Origin of the sequence: Bradyrhizobium sp. 154 (assembly GCF_023073875.1) — a bacterium.
Taxonomy (GTDB): Bacteria; Pseudomonadota; Alphaproteobacteria; order Rhizobiales; family Xanthobacteraceae; genus Bradyrhizobium.
Genome location: NZ_JADPKG010000122.1, coordinates 1 through 18,054 on the forward strand (window position 1 = coordinate 1; position 18,054 = coordinate 18,054).

23 protein-coding genes are annotated in these 18,054 nt (G+C 65.1%); 10 read left to right on the top strand and 13 right to left on the bottom strand.

The annotated features are described in order from the left end of the window. Positions 1-165: 165 nt before the first annotated feature. Entirely contained in the window at positions 166-639 is a 474-nt protein-coding gene (locus tag IVA92_RS33230; protein WP_247280641.1) for a hypothetical protein, read from the bottom strand. Positions 640-848: 209 nt separating this feature from the next. On the opposite strand from IVA92_RS33230, the gene IVA92_RS33235 reads away from it, so the two are divergent. Continuing rightward, a complete protein-coding gene (locus IVA92_RS33235) occupies positions 849-2,504 on the top strand; it encodes a fumarate hydratase (protein WP_247280642.1) in 1,656 nt (551 codons plus the stop codon). Positions 2,505-2,685: 181 nt separating this feature from the next. On the opposite strand, the gene IVA92_RS33240 is transcribed toward IVA92_RS33235, so the two are convergent. The 5 genes from IVA92_RS33240 to IVA92_RS33260 form a co-directional block, all read right to left on the bottom strand. Beyond that, positions 2,686-2,982, bottom strand: coding sequence for a hypothetical protein (locus tag IVA92_RS33240; RefSeq protein WP_247280643.1), 297 nt, complete (start codon positions 2,980-2,982; stop codon positions 2,686-2,688). Positions 2,983-3,088: 106 nt separating this feature from the next. Next, on the bottom strand, positions 3,089-3,643 hold the full coding sequence (locus IVA92_RS33245) for a septation protein IspZ (RefSeq protein ID WP_247280644.1): 555 nt from the start codon (positions 3,641-3,643) through the stop codon (positions 3,089-3,091). 12 nt (positions 3,644-3,655) lie between these two features. Further along, entirely contained in the window at positions 3,656-4,231 is a 576-nt protein-coding gene (locus IVA92_RS33250) for a hypothetical protein (RefSeq protein ID WP_247280645.1), read from the bottom strand. Between the two features lie 75 nt (positions 4,232-4,306). Continuing rightward, entirely contained in the window at positions 4,307-4,570 is a 264-nt protein-coding gene (locus IVA92_RS33255) for a hypothetical protein (protein ID WP_247280646.1), read from the bottom strand. Between the two features lie 76 nt (positions 4,571-4,646). Continuing rightward, positions 4,647-6,044 (bottom strand): carotenoid oxygenase family protein, encoded by a 1,398-nt coding sequence (locus IVA92_RS33260; protein ID WP_247280647.1) that lies wholly within the window; start codon positions 6,042-6,044, stop codon positions 4,647-4,649. Between the two features lie 106 nt (positions 6,045-6,150). Between IVA92_RS33260 and IVA92_RS33265 the strand changes: the two genes are divergently transcribed. After that, positions 6,151-6,906: a TetR-like C-terminal domain-containing protein gene (locus IVA92_RS33265; RefSeq protein ID WP_247280761.1), complete on the top strand. Its 756-nt coding sequence runs from the start codon at positions 6,151-6,153 to the stop codon at positions 6,904-6,906. Here the strand turns inward: IVA92_RS33265 and IVA92_RS33270 are convergent. Further along, on the bottom strand, positions 6,903-7,508 hold the full coding sequence (locus IVA92_RS33270; protein ID WP_247280648.1) for a hypothetical protein: 606 nt from the start codon (positions 7,506-7,508) through the stop codon (positions 6,903-6,905). The two genes, IVA92_RS33265 and IVA92_RS33270, sit on opposite strands and share 4 nt — an antisense overlap. 161 nt (positions 7,509-7,669) lie before the next feature. On the opposite strand from IVA92_RS33270, the gene IVA92_RS33275 reads away from it, so the two are divergent. Next, positions 7,670-8,245, top strand: a complete 576-nt coding sequence (locus IVA92_RS33275) for an SET domain-containing protein (protein WP_247280649.1) — start codon at positions 7,670-7,672, stop codon at positions 8,243-8,245. A 118-nt stretch (positions 8,246-8,363) separates the two neighbouring features. Here IVA92_RS33275 and IVA92_RS33280 read toward each other — a convergent pair whose 3' ends face one another. Both IVA92_RS33280 and IVA92_RS33285 read right to left on the bottom strand, forming a co-directional pair. Further along, positions 8,364-8,762: a hypothetical protein gene (locus tag IVA92_RS33280; protein ID WP_247280650.1), complete on the bottom strand. Its 399-nt coding sequence runs from the start codon at positions 8,760-8,762 to the stop codon at positions 8,364-8,366. Positions 8,763-8,793: 31 nt separating this feature from the next. Beyond that, entirely contained in the window at positions 8,794-9,024 is a 231-nt protein-coding gene (locus IVA92_RS33285) for a hypothetical protein (RefSeq protein WP_247280651.1), read from the bottom strand. A gap of 101 nt (positions 9,025-9,125) precedes the next feature. Here IVA92_RS33285 and IVA92_RS33290 point away from each other — a divergent pair, with 101 nt between their 5' ends. After that, positions 9,126-9,947, top strand: coding sequence for a helix-turn-helix transcriptional regulator (locus IVA92_RS33290; RefSeq protein WP_247280652.1), 822 nt, complete (start codon positions 9,126-9,128; stop codon positions 9,945-9,947). Positions 9,948-9,987: 40 nt separating this feature from the next. Further along, positions 9,988-10,812: a helix-turn-helix transcriptional regulator gene (locus IVA92_RS33295; protein WP_247280653.1), complete on the top strand. Its 825-nt coding sequence runs from the start codon at positions 9,988-9,990 to the stop codon at positions 10,810-10,812. Here the strand turns inward: IVA92_RS33295 and IVA92_RS33300 are convergent. Further along, positions 10,800-11,600 carry a thioesterase family protein gene (locus IVA92_RS33300; protein ID WP_247280654.1) on the bottom strand — a complete coding sequence of 267 codons (801 nt, stop codon included), beginning with the start codon at positions 11,598-11,600 and terminating at the stop codon, positions 10,800-10,802. The two genes, IVA92_RS33295 and IVA92_RS33300, sit on opposite strands and share 13 nt — an antisense overlap. 167 nt (positions 11,601-11,767) lie before the next feature. Here IVA92_RS33300 and IVA92_RS33305 point away from each other — a divergent pair, with 167 nt between their 5' ends. Continuing rightward, positions 11,768-12,433: a DsbA family oxidoreductase gene (locus tag IVA92_RS33305; protein ID WP_247280655.1), complete on the top strand. Its 666-nt coding sequence runs from the start codon at positions 11,768-11,770 to the stop codon at positions 12,431-12,433. Between the two features lie 7 nt (positions 12,434-12,440). Here the strand turns inward: IVA92_RS33305 and IVA92_RS33310 are convergent, their stop codons facing one another. Beyond that, positions 12,441-13,610 carry a GNAT family N-acetyltransferase gene (locus IVA92_RS33310; protein ID WP_247280656.1) on the bottom strand — a complete coding sequence of 390 codons (1,170 nt, stop codon included), beginning with the start codon at positions 13,608-13,610 and terminating at the stop codon, positions 12,441-12,443. Positions 13,611-13,795: 185 nt separating this feature from the next. Here IVA92_RS33310 and IVA92_RS33315 point away from each other — a divergent pair, with 185 nt between their 5' ends. Continuing rightward, complete coding sequence (locus tag IVA92_RS33315; RefSeq protein ID WP_247280657.1) at positions 13,796-14,224, top strand: YeeE/YedE family protein; 429 nt, start codon at positions 13,796-13,798, stop codon at positions 14,222-14,224. Positions 14,225-14,229: 5 nt separating this feature from the next. Continuing rightward, positions 14,230-14,697 (top strand): YeeE/YedE family protein, encoded by a 468-nt coding sequence (locus IVA92_RS33320; protein ID WP_247280658.1) that lies wholly within the window; start codon positions 14,230-14,232, stop codon positions 14,695-14,697. 56 nt (positions 14,698-14,753) lie between these two features. On the opposite strand, the gene IVA92_RS33325 is transcribed toward IVA92_RS33320, so the two are convergent. After that, the gene (locus tag IVA92_RS33325) at positions 14,754-15,086 is read right to left on the bottom strand and encodes a hypothetical protein (protein ID WP_247280659.1); all 333 of its coding nucleotides are present in this window, start codon (positions 15,084-15,086) and stop codon (positions 14,754-14,756) included. Between the two features lie 109 nt (positions 15,087-15,195). Then, complete coding sequence (locus tag IVA92_RS33330) at positions 15,196-15,600, bottom strand: hypothetical protein (RefSeq protein WP_247280660.1); 405 nt, start codon at positions 15,598-15,600, stop codon at positions 15,196-15,198. Between the two features lie 153 nt (positions 15,601-15,753). Here IVA92_RS33330 and IVA92_RS33335 point away from each other — a divergent pair, with 153 nt between their 5' ends. Continuing rightward, positions 15,754-15,978: a hypothetical protein gene (locus IVA92_RS33335; protein ID WP_247280661.1), complete on the top strand. Its 225-nt coding sequence runs from the start codon at positions 15,754-15,756 to the stop codon at positions 15,976-15,978. A gap of 56 nt (positions 15,979-16,034) precedes the next feature. Next, a complete protein-coding gene (locus IVA92_RS33340) occupies positions 16,035-18,029 on the top strand; it encodes a pyrroloquinoline quinone-dependent dehydrogenase (RefSeq protein ID WP_247280762.1) in 1,995 nt (664 codons plus the stop codon). The last annotated feature ends 25 nt before the right edge of the window (positions 18,030-18,054 follow it).

Genomic DNA, 18,054 nt, shown 5'->3' on the forward strand with positions numbered 1-18,054 from the left:
TTGCGCTCAATCGTCCGGTCATAGCTGTTGTCGCGCATCGGATCGTCCTCCGCTGGAGCGATCCAATCAGCGAATTAGTGAACATGCACAGCAATGACGACGTGTGGCGAGCAACATCGTGATGCTCGCACCGCGGCGCCGCGGCAAGAGCGTGCAAGGCTCCGCCTATTCGTCCTTGCCGCGCGTGATCGCGATGGACGCGTCCGACTTGGTGCGGCTGCATTCCATGTTGAGCCGCCGGTAGCGCATGCTGATCTTGTCGCCGCGCAACAGGCCCATCCGCTTCAGGCAGCGTGTCGCGCCCGTCGTGGTGTCGTCCTTCGTCACGGTGAAGACGATCGCCGCCATCGACCCCACCAGCGCATAGAACTCTGGCTTGGGCTTGCGATCGCCCTTGGCATAGAGCTCGATCGAATATTTGTCCCCGCGGCAGCCGACGGACAGCTCCCTGGCCGCCGGGTGCGTCAAATAGACGATGTTGGCGGCCCGGAAATTCACCTTAAGCCGATCGATCTGGTTCGCCAGCTCCTTGGCGCTGTCGTCGCAGCGGTCGGCGCGCGCGGGGAAGGTGAGAGCCACAAGGCCGGTGATGGCGGCGGCGACCAGGATCGCGCCGCGGAGGTTCAAGTTCAATGTCATGATGAAAAGCCCCTTGCGGCGTGCATTCAAGCGTCGGCGGGCGCGAAGCGCAAGGGTGGGCGCCGGCCTTTCCACGTGCTGTGCCAATGCCTTCCCGAGCCCCTAGCCACCCTCTCCCATGCGCCCCGGTCCCTTTCTTTTCCGTCCAAAATGGGCTTAGAACGCCTCTATGCCGAGGGCCTATGAGGCCACAAACCCCGAGATCCGCTATGAACGCTCCCACCGCCTTTCCCGACGAGTCAAAACCCGTGCCGCCCTACAAGCACACCCCGCTGTTCCCGCTGGGCAAGGACGAGACGCCCTACAAGAAGATCTCGTCCGAGGGTATCAGGGTTGAGAAGGTTCTGGGCAAGGACATGCTGGTGGTTTCGCGCGAGGCGCTGCGGGCGCTGTCGGAGGCCGCTTTCGGCGACATCAACCATTACCTGCGGCCGGGCCATCTGAAGCAGCTTCGCGCGATCCTGGAGGACGGCGAGGCGAGCCCGAACGACAAGTTCGTTGCCCTCGACTTTTTGAAAAACGCCAACATTGCCGCGGGCGGCGTGCTGCCGATGTGCCAGGACACCGGCACCGCGATCATTATGGGCAAGAAGGGCTGCAACGTCATCACCGACGGTGACGACGAGGCGGCGCTGTCGGAGGGCGCGCGCGATGCTTACTTGCGCCGCAATCTGCGCTACTCGCAGGTCGCCCCGCTCTCGATGTTTGAAGAGAAGAACACCGCCAACAACATGCCGGCGCAGTGCGAGATCTACGCCGAGGGTGACGACGCCTACAAGTTCATGTTCATGGCAAAGGGCGGCGGCTCCGCCAACAAAAGTTTTCTGTTCCAGGCCACGCCGTCCGTCCTGACCAAGGACCGGCTCCTCGCGTTTCTGAAGGAAAAGATCCTGACGCTCGGCACCGCGGCGTGCCCGCCCTATCACCTCGCCATCGTGATCGGCGGCACCTCGGCCGAGCTCTGCATGAAGACGGTGAAGCTCGCCTCCGCCCGCTATCTCGACGCGCTGCCGACCCACGGCTCGCCCGACGGAAATGCCTTCCGGGACGTCGAGATGGAGAAGGAAATCCACAAGATGACGCAAAGCTTGGGGGTGGGCGCGCAGTTCGGCGGAAAATATTTCTGCCACGACGTGCGCGTGATCCGGATGCCGCGTCATGGCGCTTCGCTGCCGATCGGGCTTGGCGTGTCCTGCTCGGCCGACCGCCAGGTGCTCGGCAAGATCACGAAGGATGGCGTTTATCTCGAGGAGCTCGAGCACAACCCGGCGCAATACCTGCCGCAGGTGGAGCAGTCGCTCGGCGGCGAGGTCGTCAAGATCGATCTCAACCAGCCCATGAAGGACATTCTGGCGACGTTCTCCAAGTACCCGATCAAGACGCGGGTCTCGATGACCGGCACCATGATCGTCGCGCGCGATTCCGCGCATGCCAAGCTGCGCGAGCGGCTGGAGAGGGGCGAGCCGCTGCCGGACTATTTCAAGAACCATCCGGTCTATTACGCCGGACCAGCCAAGACGCCCGAAGGCTATGCCTCCGGCGCGTTCGGCCCGACCACCGCAGGCCGCATGGATTCCTTCGTCGACCAATTCCAAGCTGCGGGCGGTTCGATGGTGATGGTGGCGAAAGGCAACCGTGCTCCGGCCGTGCGCGAGGCCTGCAAGAAATATGGTGGCTTCTATCTCGGCTCGATCGGCGGGGCCGCGGCGAACCTTGCCGAGCACTGCATCAAGAAGGTCGAGGTGCTCGAATATCCCGAGCTCGGCATGGAAGCGATCTGGCGCATCGAAGTCGTCGACTTCCCGGCGTTCATCATCATCGACGACAAGGGGAATGATTTCTTCAAGGAATTGAATTTGGGCTAGCGGCTGCACCCTGCTTGCGCGCTCGTGAGCGTGCATGTGCCCTTACGGAAGTCCGTGATGCCCGGGATTGCACGGATCTTTCTTGCTGCCGCGAGCACGTGAATGGCCGAGGCAGTCCCGGCCATGACGATGCGGAAAGCTTAGGCGCGCCCTGTCGCTGTCAGCGGACGGCAGACCGGCCTTAAGCGCGCGTGCCCGTAAACGGGAAGCTACCCATCGGGCCGATGCCCATCTCGCCACTGATGCTGTCGCCCGAGACGGTGCCGGTGAATTCGAGCGTGAGCGGCATCGGATTGGTGATCGAGACCTTCCAGGAGACGTTGTCGCCGCTGACGTTGCCGTCGAAAATCTCGGCGGTACTACCTTCCGCACCCTGCGTGCCCGTGAGCGTGCCGCCCGCGGCCTTCAGGCTGAGCGTCGCCTGGCGCTCGCCCATCGGCGTCGTCATGGTCAGATTCCAGTTGCCGTCCACGGCCATTCCCGTCTCCCGAACAAATCCCGGCGGGCCGCGACGATCCGCGGCCAGTCCTGTGGCGAGCCTATAACCCAACTCGCAGCTCCTGCCTAACGCTCCGATGGGGCAATTAGGCGCGGGCAGCGGCGCGCCGGCGGCTGGTGACGATGAGGCGCAGAACGACGTATTGCACGGCAAATGCCAGGATCTTGGCGCCGCCCGCGACGACGGTGAGATAGAACGCCCACAGCTTCAGATCGCCGGTCGAGGCGACGGCGATCACGCCGACGCCGATCGCGAACATCAGCACCGCCCAGGCATAGCCCGCAGCCGTCACATATTCCGGAACGGTCTCGACGACGATCGGCGGCATGTAGCGCAGCATCCAGCCGCGCTTGAGCATGATGAGTCCGATCGCGAAATGCGCGATCGCAGGCTTTGCCAGCATGAAGCGGGGATCATTGGTCAAGAGTGTGATCGCGCCCAGTCCAACAACGAGCGCGAGGCTCGCATAAGTCATGTAGTTGAGCTGCTGCCCCTTGACGCGGGCATAGATCACCTGCGCGATCGCGCCGGCGATCGCCACCGATGTCGCCAGGATGACGTTATCGGTGATGAGGTAGACGGCGAGGAAGACGATGGCGGAAAAGAGGTCGGAGGCGAGGCGAGCGAATACGTCCTTCATCGTCGATCCTGTTCAGCGGGCGCTGGGCAATGCGCGGGCGGGCGTACCGTACTTGATCTGGCGATACTCGGGATACCACTTTGTGAAGTAGATTGCGCTGTTGCGGGCGGCGAAGGCGACCGCAACACTCGACCAGAGCGGCAGCCCGGGGACGTAGAGCAGCACGAGATTGGCGCCGGCCATCAACAGCGCGGCTGCGGTCCAGGCGCCGGTTATGACGTAATTGGCGTAAAGGAAGCCAGGGATTGCCGCGGTTTCGGCCGGGACCGATTCAAGCGCATATTGCAGTGTGAAGGGACGGCGGGCCAGCATCGAGCCGAGTGAAATGACGAAGATGCCGATATCGACCGACAGCTTGACCCCGAGCGTGCCGAGCCCGGGATCGACCAGCGCGAGATAGAGGCCGATTGCGGCGAACACGGTCGCCGAGCCTGCAGCCAGGATCTTCACCGAGCGGCCGCGCGCGACATCGATTGCAACGGTGGCGAGGCAGATCGCGGAGGCCGCGAACACGCTGATCGTCGCCGAGGTCACCAGCATCAGCAACGCGAAGACGGCGTAGGGCGCGAGGATCAGGAAAATCGCCATGTGCCACCTCGTCAGGCCGATCTTTACAACGTCAAGATACGTAGCCGAACGCGAAAATTGGGTCAAGCGAAATCTTTACAGTGTCAAAATGACGAAGGCGGCCTCTAGAAGATGAATTGCTGCAGTGGCTTGTTCGGACGCCTCCTCGGCCAATTCCGCCCAGGGGAGGCGCGACAGGATCGGCGCCGCTGCGGCGCTCAAAAGAGCCGCGGCGAGCAAGATGCCGCCGTTGAAGATGGTATGGCTGCTTCGCTTCAGCCGGATCATCTCGAATGCGAGCGCGGCGCAGGAGAGAGCGAGAACGGCGAGGCAGGCTGCTGTGATCGAGGGCACGTGCATGTGGAACCTCTTGGTGATGCATCCGCGCCGTCATGCCGGGCTCGCCGAGTGCGCGCCCGGAATGACGAGGAGGGCGTTACGCCGCCCCAACCCAATTGCCGTGAAAGCCGTCGGGCACGCGGTGGCCGAGCTGGACAAGCGCGACGGGACCGGCCTCGACATCGGTGGCGTTGAACACGGCGAGGTCGCTGCGGTTCTCTCGCGCGCGCCAGACCAATGCGAGCAGCCAGCCGTCGCCCTCGGCCGCATCCTTCGATCGTTCGACGAACACCGGCTCGGAGATGGTGTCGCCGGCCGGCAGCAGATAATGGCCGAGCCGTCTACCGCTGCCGTCGACATGGACGATGCCTGAGAGCGCGTCGAACATCGGCAGCCGCGGATTGGCGCAGGCATACCAGCCGTGGCGGCTCTTCAGTCCGGCGCGGCGATCGTCGATGCGGGGGAATTCGCCGGTGAGATCGTCGAGATAAGTCTGCTGGAAGCGGTCGGTTTTTCCCGAAAGATCGAACGTCCAACGGCAGTGGCGGGCGCGCGACTTCTCCGGATCTGTCGGCCGACCGTCGGGACGCGGTAACAACGGCGGCTCCTCGAACTGCATGACGTCGGCGATGATGCGCTGATCGTCCTCCCACGCATTCATGACGTGGAAGACGTAGCAGGCCTCAGCTCGAAACCAGACGATATCCTTTGCCGTACCGTTGCGCTTCATCACGCCGACATAGGCGCCCTTGTCCGGCTCCCAGGCATAGGGCGGCCGTCCGCTCATCGCGCGTTCCATGCTGCCGGTGATGGGGAGGATCGGAAACAGCACATGGTTCGCGGTGACGATGAAGTCGTGCACCATGCTGGCATAGGGCGCCTCGAAACGCTCGAAGCGCGTCGCCCGTCCTGACGCATCGATCGCTCCGTAGGAGAGGGCAGGGGTCAGCGGTCCCGCCGCATTGTACCCGAAGAATACGAGTTCGCCGGTCACAGGATCGATCTTCGGATGCGCCGTGAAGCTGCCGGCGATGCGGCCTTGGTAGTTGTGATAGCCGCGCGTTGCCAGCGTACCCGGCTCGATCTCCGTCGGCAGGTGTGCTTCTTCCAGCGCCAGCAGCTTGCCGGCATGGAAGATGATGTTGGTGTTGGCGACGCCGCCGTCAGAGAGATCCGCCGGGGCATCCGGCAGCTTGCGGCCGAAGCCGCCGAACAAAGCGCGGCCGGCGTCGTGCTCGGCCAGCCATTTCGGCGTGCGGACCCAGCGGTTGCGGTAGCTCGCGCGTGCGTTCTCGAGGTGGAAGGCGTGCAGCATGCCGTCGCCCACAAACCAGTGCGCACCGGGCGACGAGAACTGCGGATTGGGGCCGTTGCGATAGAGCGTGCCGTTCAACTCGCGCGGCAATTCGCCGATGAGCTTGAGGTACGCCGCGTCGGCTTCGAAGGGAATTGGCGCGATATTGTTGCGCTGCTCGGTGACGACGTCCTGCTGCACGGCGTATCCTTCCCTATCTTTACATCGTAAAGATCAGATAGTGCCGATTGCCGTTGCGGTCAAGGGAAATCTTTACACTGTCAATATGGCGCCTTATAGCTTGAGCATGGGCAAAAGCGAAACCAGGGCGGCGCGCGGCCTACGCCCCCCGAAGAAGACATCGTCGACCTCGCACGTCTTGCCGCGTCTCGCGCGGCGCCCGGCAGTTGCGAAGGCTGAGACACCCTATCATCACGGCGCTCTGCGGGAGGCGTTGCTCGAGGCCGCCGAACGGGTGCTGGAGCGCGACGGGCTTGCCGGCCTGACATTGCGCGCGGTGGCACGCGAGGCGGGCGTCTCGCACGCCGCTCCCACCCATCATTTCGGAGACCTCACGGGCCTGCTCAGCGAGCTCGCGGCGGTCGGCTTCCGCCAATTCAACGCGGCGATGGCAGCTTCATCCGATGCCGCGTCCACGCCGCTTGAACACGCACTGGCGCGGCCGAAAGCCTATGTTGCCTATGCGCAGGCGCATCCCGGCATGTACGGCATCATGTTTCGCACCGAGCGGCTCGATTATTCCAGGCCCTCGCTGCGCGAGGCGGCCGAAGCCTCCTTTGCCGGGCTCGCCAATGCCGTCGGCATGATGCGCCAGGAGCAGATCAGCGGCGATGCGCTGACCTTGAACCAGGGCGCGGCGATCGCGCGGGCCTGGTCGCTGGTGCACGGCTTCACCATGCTGCTGCTCGATGGCCGGCTCGAAGATATCCTGGAGAGGTTGCCCGAGGGAACGACGGCCGAACGGCTGCTCGAGGCGATGCTGACGTCGCCCGTGACCACGAAATTGCCGCCTGGCGGCTGTTTGCCCCCGGCGAAGACCTAGCGCATGGTCGCGAGCTCGACGGCGCGGCCTCTTGTGCCGATGATCTTGACCTCGTCCTTGCCGCACCTGAAGCCGCGGGCGAAATCGTCGGCGGCCTTGCGCGCGAGCTCATTGGCGGTGGGATTCGCGATCGCATCGACATAGGCGACGTGACAGACCGGACCCGGCGGCAGCCGGGTCACGACCAGCATGGCTTTGGTGTTCGGCCGCCCCTGCTTGTCGGGATCGCTGCTGTCGGCGATGTGCCAGCGCTGAATGATCGCAAATGGCTTGGCGCCCGCAGCTCGCCATTCGACAGTCGTGTCCGATGAATTGAAGGGAGCGAACCAAACTTTGGCCGCCGGCTCCTCGGCCGCTTCCTTGCGATTGCGGCCGACCGAGACGACCTCGCGAAGATCATCCTCGGCGATCAGCACTACGAGGCCGGACTTGCCCGGACAGACCCGCATGGTGCTGCCGTCGAGCGCGCTGGGCTTACCGATCTGGCGGCAATCTTTCGGCGCGGTCGAGGTGTAGATGCCGCCCACGGACTCGGCGCAGGCCCAATTGACGGCGGCGCATATCAGCAACACGGATAGGCATGTGGTGACGATGCGGATCATGATGACGCTTCGATGCAGCTGGAACTTCGTAGCATCAGACGTCTTGACTGTGGGCAAGGTTCAAAAGCGCCTCCAGGCACCTGACAGCGGCGCGGAATCGTTCTAGAAGAGCGGCTCGCCTGGGCCGCTCCGGCCCCGTTCGCGTCCTCGTTCTCTTGATCATGCCAGCCATATCCTCGAACAAACCTTATCGCGTCGGCCGTTCCAAGACAGGGCTCGGCCTCTTTGCCACCAAGCCGATCAAGAAGGGCACCCGGATCATCCGCTATTTCGGGCCGATCCTGGACTCGCGGATTCCGGCGCACGACGAGATCGAGAACAAATATCTGTTCGAGCTCAACGGGCGCTGGACCATCGACGGATCGGTGCGCAAGAATCTCGCCCGTTACATCAATCATTCCTGCCGGCCCAACGCCGAGTCCGACGTCCGCCCGCGCGAGCGCAAGGTCTTCATCCGCGCCATCAAGAACATCGAGCCGGGCGACGAGATCAACTACGACTACGGCACCGACTATTTCAAAGCCTATCTGAAGCCGATCGGCTGCAAGTGCGATTCCTGCGAGAAGAAGCGCAAGAAGCTGCGCGCCGAGGCGCGGGCCCAACGCACCAAGGCGAAGGCGCGGGCCGAGCGCAAGGCCGCGAAGGCGGGCGCCAAGAGTGCGAAAAAGAAGGCTCCCAAAAAGAACCAGCTCAACGGTCACGCCGTCGCCAAGACGAACGGCCGCGCGCGGGCGTAGGAATCCAAGATTCCGGGGCGGTGCGCAGCGAACTACGGTGCGCCCTTGCGCACCTGAGAATCTCGAGATTCCGGGTCTGGTGCTGCCGCACCAGCCCGGAATGGCAGTGATCGGTAGGTCACGCCGCCACCGCACTCGCGCTCCTCCGCAACCCCACATATTGCAACTCCGCGAACACGCCGGTCGCGATGGCTTGCGCCACAACCATCAGCTCGCCCATGAGGTTCGGCGACACCGCGCCTGAAAGCAGCAGCGCGATGCTGCCGACCGTCCAGGCCGCGTTGCCGATCACGACCAGCAGCACGAGCGCCTTGGAAACAGATGCACGCGCGGCGAGCCAGCCGACCAGTACGGTGTAGGCAATCAGGAAGAGGCCGGTCTCACCCAGCAGCGCTTCGGGAAGGTTGAACAGCGAGGCGAACGTGCTCGCGCCGAAAGTGAAACCCAGCGCGGCGACGCCGCTGAAGACGGCATCGGCGAGCAGTGCACGGCGCAGGAAAGTGGACGCTTCGATCATCGTGGTTCTCCTTGGTTGAGGTCGAGGGACATCACCGCAATCCGCGCCACCAGGCGCGGACGAGGCGGGCGAGGCGGAACGGGCACAGGCTCCTGCCGACGCCGTGCTCGAAGGCGATGACCTGCGCGACGACATAGTCGCCGGTCGAATGCACGAGCGGCTCCGGGACGTTGAGGCTGCGCGCCAGCATCCGGGTTGCGAAGGCCATGGCCCAGGGCAAGACGTGGTCAGCGATGGTCCGGTAGAGCAGCAGCGCGATCATGGTCATCTCCTGTTGCGACCGACGATGCGCGCGTCCGCGCCTCAATTCGATTACCTCGCGGGTAATGGAAGGGCCGAAATTCGCATGCTAGGTTTTCGATCATGAACGCACATGCATCCACGGCACGTACTGAGCGCAGCCAACCGGTCCATATCGGCGACCATTTGCGAGAATGGCGGCAGCGCCGCCGCATGAGCCAGCTCGATCTCGCCGGCGAGGCCGAGATCTCCGCGCGCCATTTGAGCTTCGTCGAGACCGGCCGCGCCGCGCCCTCGCGCGACATGGTGCTCAGGCTCGCCGAGCGCCTCGACGTGCCCTTGCGCGAACGCAACGTGCTGCTGGTCGCGGCCGGCTATGCGCCGGCGTTCCCGCAGCGCCCGCTGGAGGATCCCGCCTTGACATCAGCCCGCCAGGCGATCGACATCGTCCTCAAGGCACATGAGCCCAATCCGGCACTGGCGGTGGACCGGCATTGGAACCTGCTCTCGTCCAACCGCATGGTGGCGCCGCTGCTCGACGGCATCCCGCAGCATCTGCTCGGCCAGCCCTTGAACGTGTTGCGACTTGCCTTTCATCCCGAGGCGCTGGCGCCGCGTACCGTCAATCTTGCGGAATGGTGCGGGCATCTGCTCGAGCGGCTGCACCGGCAATGCGAGGCGACCGCCGATCCTGAACTGATCAAGTTGTATAACGATCTAAAAAGCTACCCCATCCCGGCGCGTGCGGCGCCGCTGCCGAGCGACAATGTCGCGATCCCGTTCAAGCTGCGCCACCAGGGTGAGATCCTGAGCTTCTTTTCCACCACCATGGTGTTCGGCACGCCCGTCGACATCACTCTGTCGGAGCTGGCGCTGGAGACCTTCTTCCCGGCGGACGAGCGCACTGCCGAGCGGCTGAAGCAGATGGCGGCCACACTTTCTTAGCCGCGTTTACAGGGTGCACGAGGGCCCGCATAATCGGCGGATGGATACACGCTCGTCCCGGTCCTTGCGGCCGGCCAATCCGGTCGGCAATCTCCTGCGCGCCTGGCGCATGCGCCGTGCGTTGAGCCAGGCGGAGCTGGCGTTCGAGGCCGGCATCTCGGTCAAGCATCTCAGTCATGTCGAGACCGGCAAGGCGGCGGCCAGTCGGGACATCCTCCTCCAGCTCGCCTCCGCGCTCGATTTGTCGCTGCGCGACCGCAATGCGCTGCTCGAGGCCGGCGGCTTCGCGCGGCAATATGGCGAGCGCGACCTCGCCGCGCCCGAGCTTGCCGATGCGCGGCGTGCCATCGATCTTCTGCTCAGCCGTCACGAGCCATTTCCCGCGATCGTCACCGACCGGCGCTGGAACGTGAAACAGGCCAACCGCGCGGCCTCGCGTCTGATGACGATGCTGCTTGGCTCTGAACGTATGCAGCGTCCGCTCAACCATATGCGCATGTTCCTCGCGCCGGACGAGCTCAAGCCGTTCGTCGAGAACTGGCCAATTGTCGCGGCAGCGCTGTTGTCGCGGGCGCGTCATGAAGCGATGGCCGCCCCGCTCGACGATGCCCTGCAATCGACCTGGCGCGAATTGATGCGCTTGCCGGAGCTGCCGGCGCCTCAACTCGAGGACGAGGCCGTGCCGGGGCCGTTGTGCGAGGTGCGCCTGCGCAAAGGTGAGGTCGGCATCGGCCTGATCGGTGCGGTCCTGACGCTCGGCACACCGCAGGACGTCACGCTCCAGGAGCTTCGTGTCGAGATGTTCATGCCGACGGATGCAGGGTCCGAGACGACGCTGATCGCGCTTGCGTCTCAGGACGCCTGAGCCTGCACGGCCTCACGCCGCTCGAAGCTCAGGGCCTGCATCACCTCGGCAAACGGACCGTTGCGATCGCTCAGCGTCGCCGTGGTCAGGCCCGCGCCGTTGGCGCCGACGCCCGTCGCCGCGCGGATCAGGATCCATTCGCCCTCCGGCGGCCGGACGAAATAGAGGCTGATCTCGGGATTGATGAAGGTCCATTGGCGCATATCGACCATCTGCGCGACGCCGCTGGAGAAGTCAGCGGCCTGCACCGCCTGGAGCAGCGGCGTGTTCGGCTCGCCTTCGACCAGCGCGGCGTCGAGCCGCATCCAGGCGGCGGCCGGACCCGGCTTCTCCAGTGCGCCCTCGATCAGCCGCACCGACACATTCTGGAAATAGCGGCTCCATTTCTGCGCGAAGGCCGGCGGCGGCGTGCCTGCCTCGGGCGCCTGGTCGAGCGCTACGGGCGCCGCGAAGGGATCGACCGGCGATTCTCCGCTCTGCGCCGTCAGCAGCGCCGTGCAGCGGCCGATCTCGGTCTCGCCGTCCATCAGCCGCACTTGCGCGGTCTTGGCCTTGCGCCCGTCGCGCAGCAGTTCAGTGGTGGTCCTGAAGGCGCGCAGGCCTGCCGGTCGCCAGAGATCGAAGGTCAGGCGCCGCACCGCAAAGCCCGATTCGGTTGCGAGCCGCTCGACCTCACGGGCCATCAGCGCGGTGGTAGCGCTTCCCTGCAACATGTCCGGCGACCACGGACCGCCGGCATGCTCCGTAGCCCGAAATTGATGACCTTCCGGCCTGAAAATGGCTGTCATTGCAGTCTCCCGCTGGTTCGATCGTGCAGCGAGTATCGGGGCGGGTTGCGTTTCCTACAATAACCGCAGAGGTGAAGTCGTGAGCCATGCGGGACGGGCGCCTTGCGCGGCCTCTGGTTCGGCTTATCTTCCGACGGACCCGTAGACTGCCCGAAGGAGGCGCCGCCATGAGCACGCTAAAACCGCTCCAGATCGACGTCGTGTCCGACGTGGTGTGCCCCTGGTGCTATATCGGCAAACACCGCATCGAGAGCGCGTTGGCGCTCGTGCCTGATGTTCCGGTCAAGCTCAATTTCCGGCCCTTCTTCCTCAATCCCTGGGTGCCGCGCGAGGGCATCAGCCGCGAGGACTATCTCACCCAGAAGTTCGGCTCGGTCGAGGCCTATAAGGGCATTGCCGGGCGCGTCGTCGCGGCCGCAAGCGAGGAGGGGCTCGTCTACCGGCCTGAGCTCGTGGCGCGTCAGCCCAACACGACCGATTGCCATCGCCTGATCCTCTGGGCCGAGGCGATCGGCAAGGCGCCCGAGATGAAGCAGCGCCTGATGGAGCTCTATTTTCGCGACGGCGGCGACCTCACCGAGGTCAACGTGCTGGTGCAGGCAGCCGCCGATGTTGGCCTCGATGCCGACGACGTGCGCAAGCGCCTTGCCACCGACGAGGATGTCGCGCGCGTTTCGGCGGACGCACAGGAGGCCGCCGAGAAAGGCATCTCCGGCGTGCCGACCTATGTGTTCGCACAGAAATACGCCGTCTCCGGCGCGCAGGATCCGAACCTGCTCGCGCGCGCCATCCGCCAGGTCTCGGCGGAGGTCAACGCGCAGGCGGCGGAGTAGCTTTCTCTTATTTGCGGAGCCGATGGACCACGCCTCGCGCGGCCTGGTGCGCGACGTTGAGGCCGGCCAGCGCGGCATGAATGAGCGCGACGACCGGATCATTCCGCCGCAGCGGGACCAGCACGTCGCCGATTGCGAAGCGCCCGCGCCAGATCGGGTTGATCATGGGGTGGTTGGCGCTGGCCATCGAATCCGCGCTGGCAATGGCCGGATCAGCGCAGAGATGGCGAGTGAGGTCGAGCGTGAGCTGCACGCCCGGCGAATATCTTGCAAAGCGCTCGTCGATGCCGAGCTTGAAGAAGAAGGCGCGGTCCTGATGGCGCAGCACGACGCCGGCGGCGACCGGTGTCGTGCCGGCGCGCAGCGTGATGATCTCGCATTGCGCGGTTTCCGCCAGCGCCGCGACGGCGCGGCGGATGAAGGTCGCATCGCCCGCATGCTGGATCAGCGCGGTGCCGCGCTTGCCCTTCCAGCCGCTGGCCTCGAGCTGCAGGAACGTTTCCAGCGCGGGCCCGATCTCGTCGCGCCCTCGCGCGACCTCGAACACGACCGCGCCGTTTTCTTCGAGCCGATGGCGCTGGCGTCGCAGCTCCTTGAGCTTCCTGGCGCCGAGCGCTTCGCGCAGCAGCGCATCGCCGTCTTGCGTCGCATCGAGGCTGGCACGGATGTAGGAGCTGAGCAGGCGCGGTCTCAGGCCGTCGCGATTGAGAACCTGATTGAGGGCGATCATCGCAGCGCCATCGAGCGCAATGTCATTCAGCACCAGCGCATGGGCTCCCGCCTCGCGCGCCTGCTGCAACAGACGCATAGCGGCCTCGATCGGGGCGTCGCGGTCGATCAGCGGGCTACACAGCGTGCCATAGGGATGCGCGCTCACCAGCGCGGGCAAGGGAATCTTCCAGGCGCGCCACAGCGAGATCACCGGCATCAGTCCGATCAGCCGCGCCGAAGATCCGTCGAATGCGGGCAGTGCCGAGGCCGAGCTGCGGCCGCGCGCGGTTGCGCTGACGGCAAGCTCCCAGCCGGGCAAGTAGTAGCCGTTCGGCTCGACCGCCCGCTGCGCGAGCGCGCGCCATTGACCGGGGTCAATGGAGGTGAGCGGAACGAGCGCGCGCGCGGCCACAGCATCCCTTGCCGATGGCGGCTTGACCGCTGCCTGCTGCGCGATGTCGACCACGTCCCGTCGTTCCCCGTTCACGCAGGCCAAGGCCGCGTTACGGCCATGCTTAGCGCAACGATTGGAAAGATACCGTTGGGATGCTGCGTCAATTCGAGCGATCGTGTTAACGTCTCGTTGACATTCCGGCGGCACTGCGCCGGTTGTAGCGGATGGGCGAGGGGTGCTCGACCGGAGGGATCAGGATGATCGCCACACCTTTCACGCCGCTGGCCTCGCTTCTGGGCGGGGCGCTGATCGGAATGTCCGCGGTGCTTCTAATGTGGGCGACGGGACGAATCGCCGGGGTCAGCGGCATCGCGGCGCGGCTGTTCCCGCCTTATGAGGATCGCGAATTCCCCGGCCGGCTCGCCTTCGTCGCGGGTCTCATCCTCGCGCCCGTGCTGGTTCGACTCACCACCGGAGGCCTGCCGGAGCAGACTATACTGGCGGGAACGCCGGTGCTGATCGTTGCGGGATTACTGACGGGATTTGGCGCAGTGTGGGGCAGCGGTTGCACGTCCGGCCATGGCGTCTGCGGCCTGTCGCGGCTGTCGGCGCGCTCGCTGGTCGCGACCATCGTCTTCATGGCGGCAGGCATGGCGACCGTCTTCGTGATGCGGCACGGGAGCTGACGGCGATGGCAATTTTCGTTCAGTTCGCGATCGGCCTGATCTTCGGCGTCGGCCTCATCGTCTCCGGAATGTCGAATCCAGCAAAGGTCTTGAATTTCCTCGATGCCGCCGGCATCCCGGCAGGGACGTGGGATCCGAGCCTTGCGTTCGTGATGGCCGGCGCTGTGGCCGTGACTTTCGTCGGGTTCAATCGCGTCCTGAGGCTGGGACGTCCATTTTTCGCCGAGCGATTTTATCTTCCCACGCGAGCAGACGTCGATCGGAGAATAGTTGTTGGTCCGGCGATCTTCGGCATTGGCTGGGGATTGGCGGGGTTCTGCCCGGGACCGGCGCTGACGGCGCTCGGATTTGGCTCGAGCTCCGCCCTCATTTTCGTCGCGGCGATGTTTGCCGGCATGTTGCTTGCGCGGTTCACCGCGCATTTGCCATCGAGGGCGCGCGTCACGACGCCGGCCGATCCGCACGAAACCTGATATGAAGGGACCGGGCGAGTCGTCTCGTCCGGTCCCGGCCATCAAGCGTTCATGGATTACCAGCGGTCGTCGACACCGACGCCGACGCTGACGCCAGGTGCGCGAATGCCGACGCCGGCGCGCGGTCCGTCATCCCAATCGCGATGATAGGTCCGACGCTCGTAATAGCGCTCGCGCGGCATGTAGTTATAGGAATCCCGCACGATCACGCGCGAACCGCCGCGCGTCCGATAGCAGCGGCCAGCGTCGTCACAGACAAGTCGTACCTGCTGGACGAGATCCGGATTGGTGTACTCGCTGCTCGTATAGATATCGGAAGCCTTCGCACCCGATGCGGCTGCCAAAGCACCGACACCCGCCAACAGCGCAATAGTCAACATCCTCATCATGTCCTCCTCGAAACTGCCCTCGGCGGTAACAAGAAGGGGAGGCGGTGATCGTTCCCGTCCGCGATGCTGGTTTTTCCCGGAACCGCAGCTTCGTTACAGCAATTTGTTCCTAGATCGGCTCGTAAGTCTCGGTCCCGCAGATGTCGTCGGCGTCCGCCCGCCGGCGGTCGACGACCTTTCCGCCGTTGATGGTCACGATGTAGGTCTGGGCGCCAAGCGGCGTGCCGGTCGCGGAGGTGAGCTGCGCGCGGACGCAGGCCGTCCAGCCCGGCCCTCGCACCTCGCGATGAGGCGGGGCGACGTGCACCTCGCGCGGATAGGAGGTGGCGAGGAAGACGACGTCGATCTGCTCGCGCACCAGGCGCTTGACGTCCGGGAGCGGCTCGGGCGGCGGCTGCTCGGCCTCCTTCATGCGCATGAACTCCGGCACCGGCGCGCGGCTGTCGGCAAAGCCACAGGCACCGAGCGCGAGCGCGCCGGCGAGCAGCGCGGCATGAGCAATGATCCGCAACATCCCTTGAAGGTCCCCTGCGGGCCAACAGATAGGCACGAATGCGATCCGGCGAAGTCCGCTCCGTTCAAAATTTGCTGAAGACGCGGAAACCGGGGCATTTGCGAATACGGGATTGCGGGCTAGTTTGTATCCCACATCAGGGGGATTGCACGGATGAGGATTTTGGTCATCGCGGCCGCGGTGCTGGCGCTGGCAGCTGGATCGGCGGAGGCGCAGGGCCGGCGCCAGCCCAGTGAGGGTGCAAAGCCGGCTGACACCAAACCCAAGGTCGACGAAAAGGCCTACAAGGCTGCGCTCGAGCGCATTCCCGAGCCAAAGGAAAAGTACGATCCGTGGGGCGGGGCCCGCCCTGGCGAGCCCACCAAGAAGCCGAAATAGAACGGGGCGGGGCGTTGCGGATCCACCTGCGCGCTGCGGTCGCATTCGTTACGCTCCTGTTGCTTGCCGTGCCGCCATGCTTCGCCTGGGAGAGCTGGGGCGGCGATCCCGGCGGCTCGCGCTTCTCGCCATTGCGGGAGATTTCGCCCGGCAATGTCGGCCAACTCGTCCGCGCCTTCGAATATCACACGGGCGATCTCACAGCGCGCGCACCCGAGCTGATGCGGCGAACCAAATTCCAGGCGACGCCGCTGTTCGTCGAAGACAGCCTGATCTTCTGCACGCCCTTCAACGAGGTCATCGCGCTCGATCCCGGCACCGGCGTGCAGAAATGGCGTTACGATCCGAAGATCGCGATCAACCAGCGGCCGGCCAATCGCTATGTCTGCCGCGGCGTCACCTATTGGGTCGACGACACGGCGCCGCCGGATGCTGCCTGCCGCGCGCGCATCTTCATGGGCACGAACGACGTCCGCCTAATCGCGCTCGATGCGAAGACAGGCGTTCCCTGTGCCGGTTTTGGCAATGGCGGGCAGATCAAGCTCGATACCGGAATGACCCTGGAATGGCCGGGCGAATTCCAGATCACCTCGCCGCCGGCGGTCGGCCGCGGTGTCGTCGTGGTCGGGTCTGCAATCGGTGACAACCGCCGCGTCGACGCGCCGAGCGGCCAGGTGCGAGCGTTCGATGCGCGAACCGGCCAGCCACGCTGGACCTTCGAGCCGCTCAAGCGCGATGGCATCGAAGCCGGTCACGCCAATGTCTGGGCGCCGATGTCGGTCGACGACAGGCGCGGATTCGTGTTCCTGCCGACGTCGTCGCCCTCGCCGGATTTCTGGGGCGGTAGGCGGCCGGGCAATAACGAGCACGCCAATTCGGTAGTCGCGCTGCAGATTGAGACCGGCGAGCTCGTATGGGCCTTTCAGACCGTGCATCACGACGTTTGGGACTACGATCTGCCGGCGCAACCGACGCTGGCGCGCCTCGACATTGGTGATGGCGAGCGCGACGTCGTGATCCAGCCGACCAAGCTGGGTTTCGTCTTCGTGCTCGATCGCGACACCGGCAAGCCGGTGTGGCCCGTCGAGGAGCGCGCCGTGCCGCAGGGCGGCGCGGAAGGTGAAGCGCTATCACCAACGCAGCCATTCCCGACGCATGTACCGCCACTAACGTCGCAGACGATCTCGACCGACGATGCGCTCTCGCTAATACCTGCACTGCGTCGCTCGTCCTGCGAGCGCCAATTCGCGGAGGCTCACAATGAGGGCCTGTTCACGCCGCCTTCCGTGCAGGGCACGCTGTTGTTTCCGTTCACCGGTGGCGGGGTGAACTGGGGCAGTGCGGCCTTCGATCCGGTCAGCCAGGTCCTCTACGCCAACACCAGCCGCGCCGTTCATCTCATCAAGCTGATTCCGCGCGCGGACGCCGTCGGGTTCAATCCGCCGCCCGGTCACGATTTCGGCCAGCAGCGTGGCACGCCGTTCGCGATGACGCGCGCCATGGTGACGTCGCCGCTCGGCCTGCTCTGCAACAAGCCGCCATGGGGCGAGATGGTCGCGGTTGATCTGAAGGCCGGAAAAATCCTCTGGCGCTCGACGGTCGGCACCACCGAGGATCTTGCGCCGCTCGGCGTGCCGCTGCCCTGGGGCGCGCCGCTCGTCAACGGGCTCGCGGTCACCGCAGGCGGGCTCGTCTTCACCGGAGCGATGGACGCCTATTTGCGCGCCTTCGATGCGCGGAGCGGCAGGGAGCTGTGGCAGGGCCGGTTGCCCGTCCCGGGCGTCGCCAACCCCATGACCTATCTCTGGCAGGGGGAGCAATATGTCGCGATCGGCGCCGGCGGCCACTCCGAGGCAGGCACGTCGATCGGCGACAGCGTCGTTGCGTTTCGTCTGGCGCGGCCGGGCGAGGGACCGTCATTGTGGTCACGCACCGTCGATCGTCCCGGTGGACGTTTCTTTGCGGCGTCCTCGGCGATCGCGCTCGCGGTCGTCGCGCTTGTGATCACGGGCCTGCGCTGGCGCCGCCGCCATCGTGTCACGCGATCATGATCGTGTTGTGGAGGCGATGCGAACG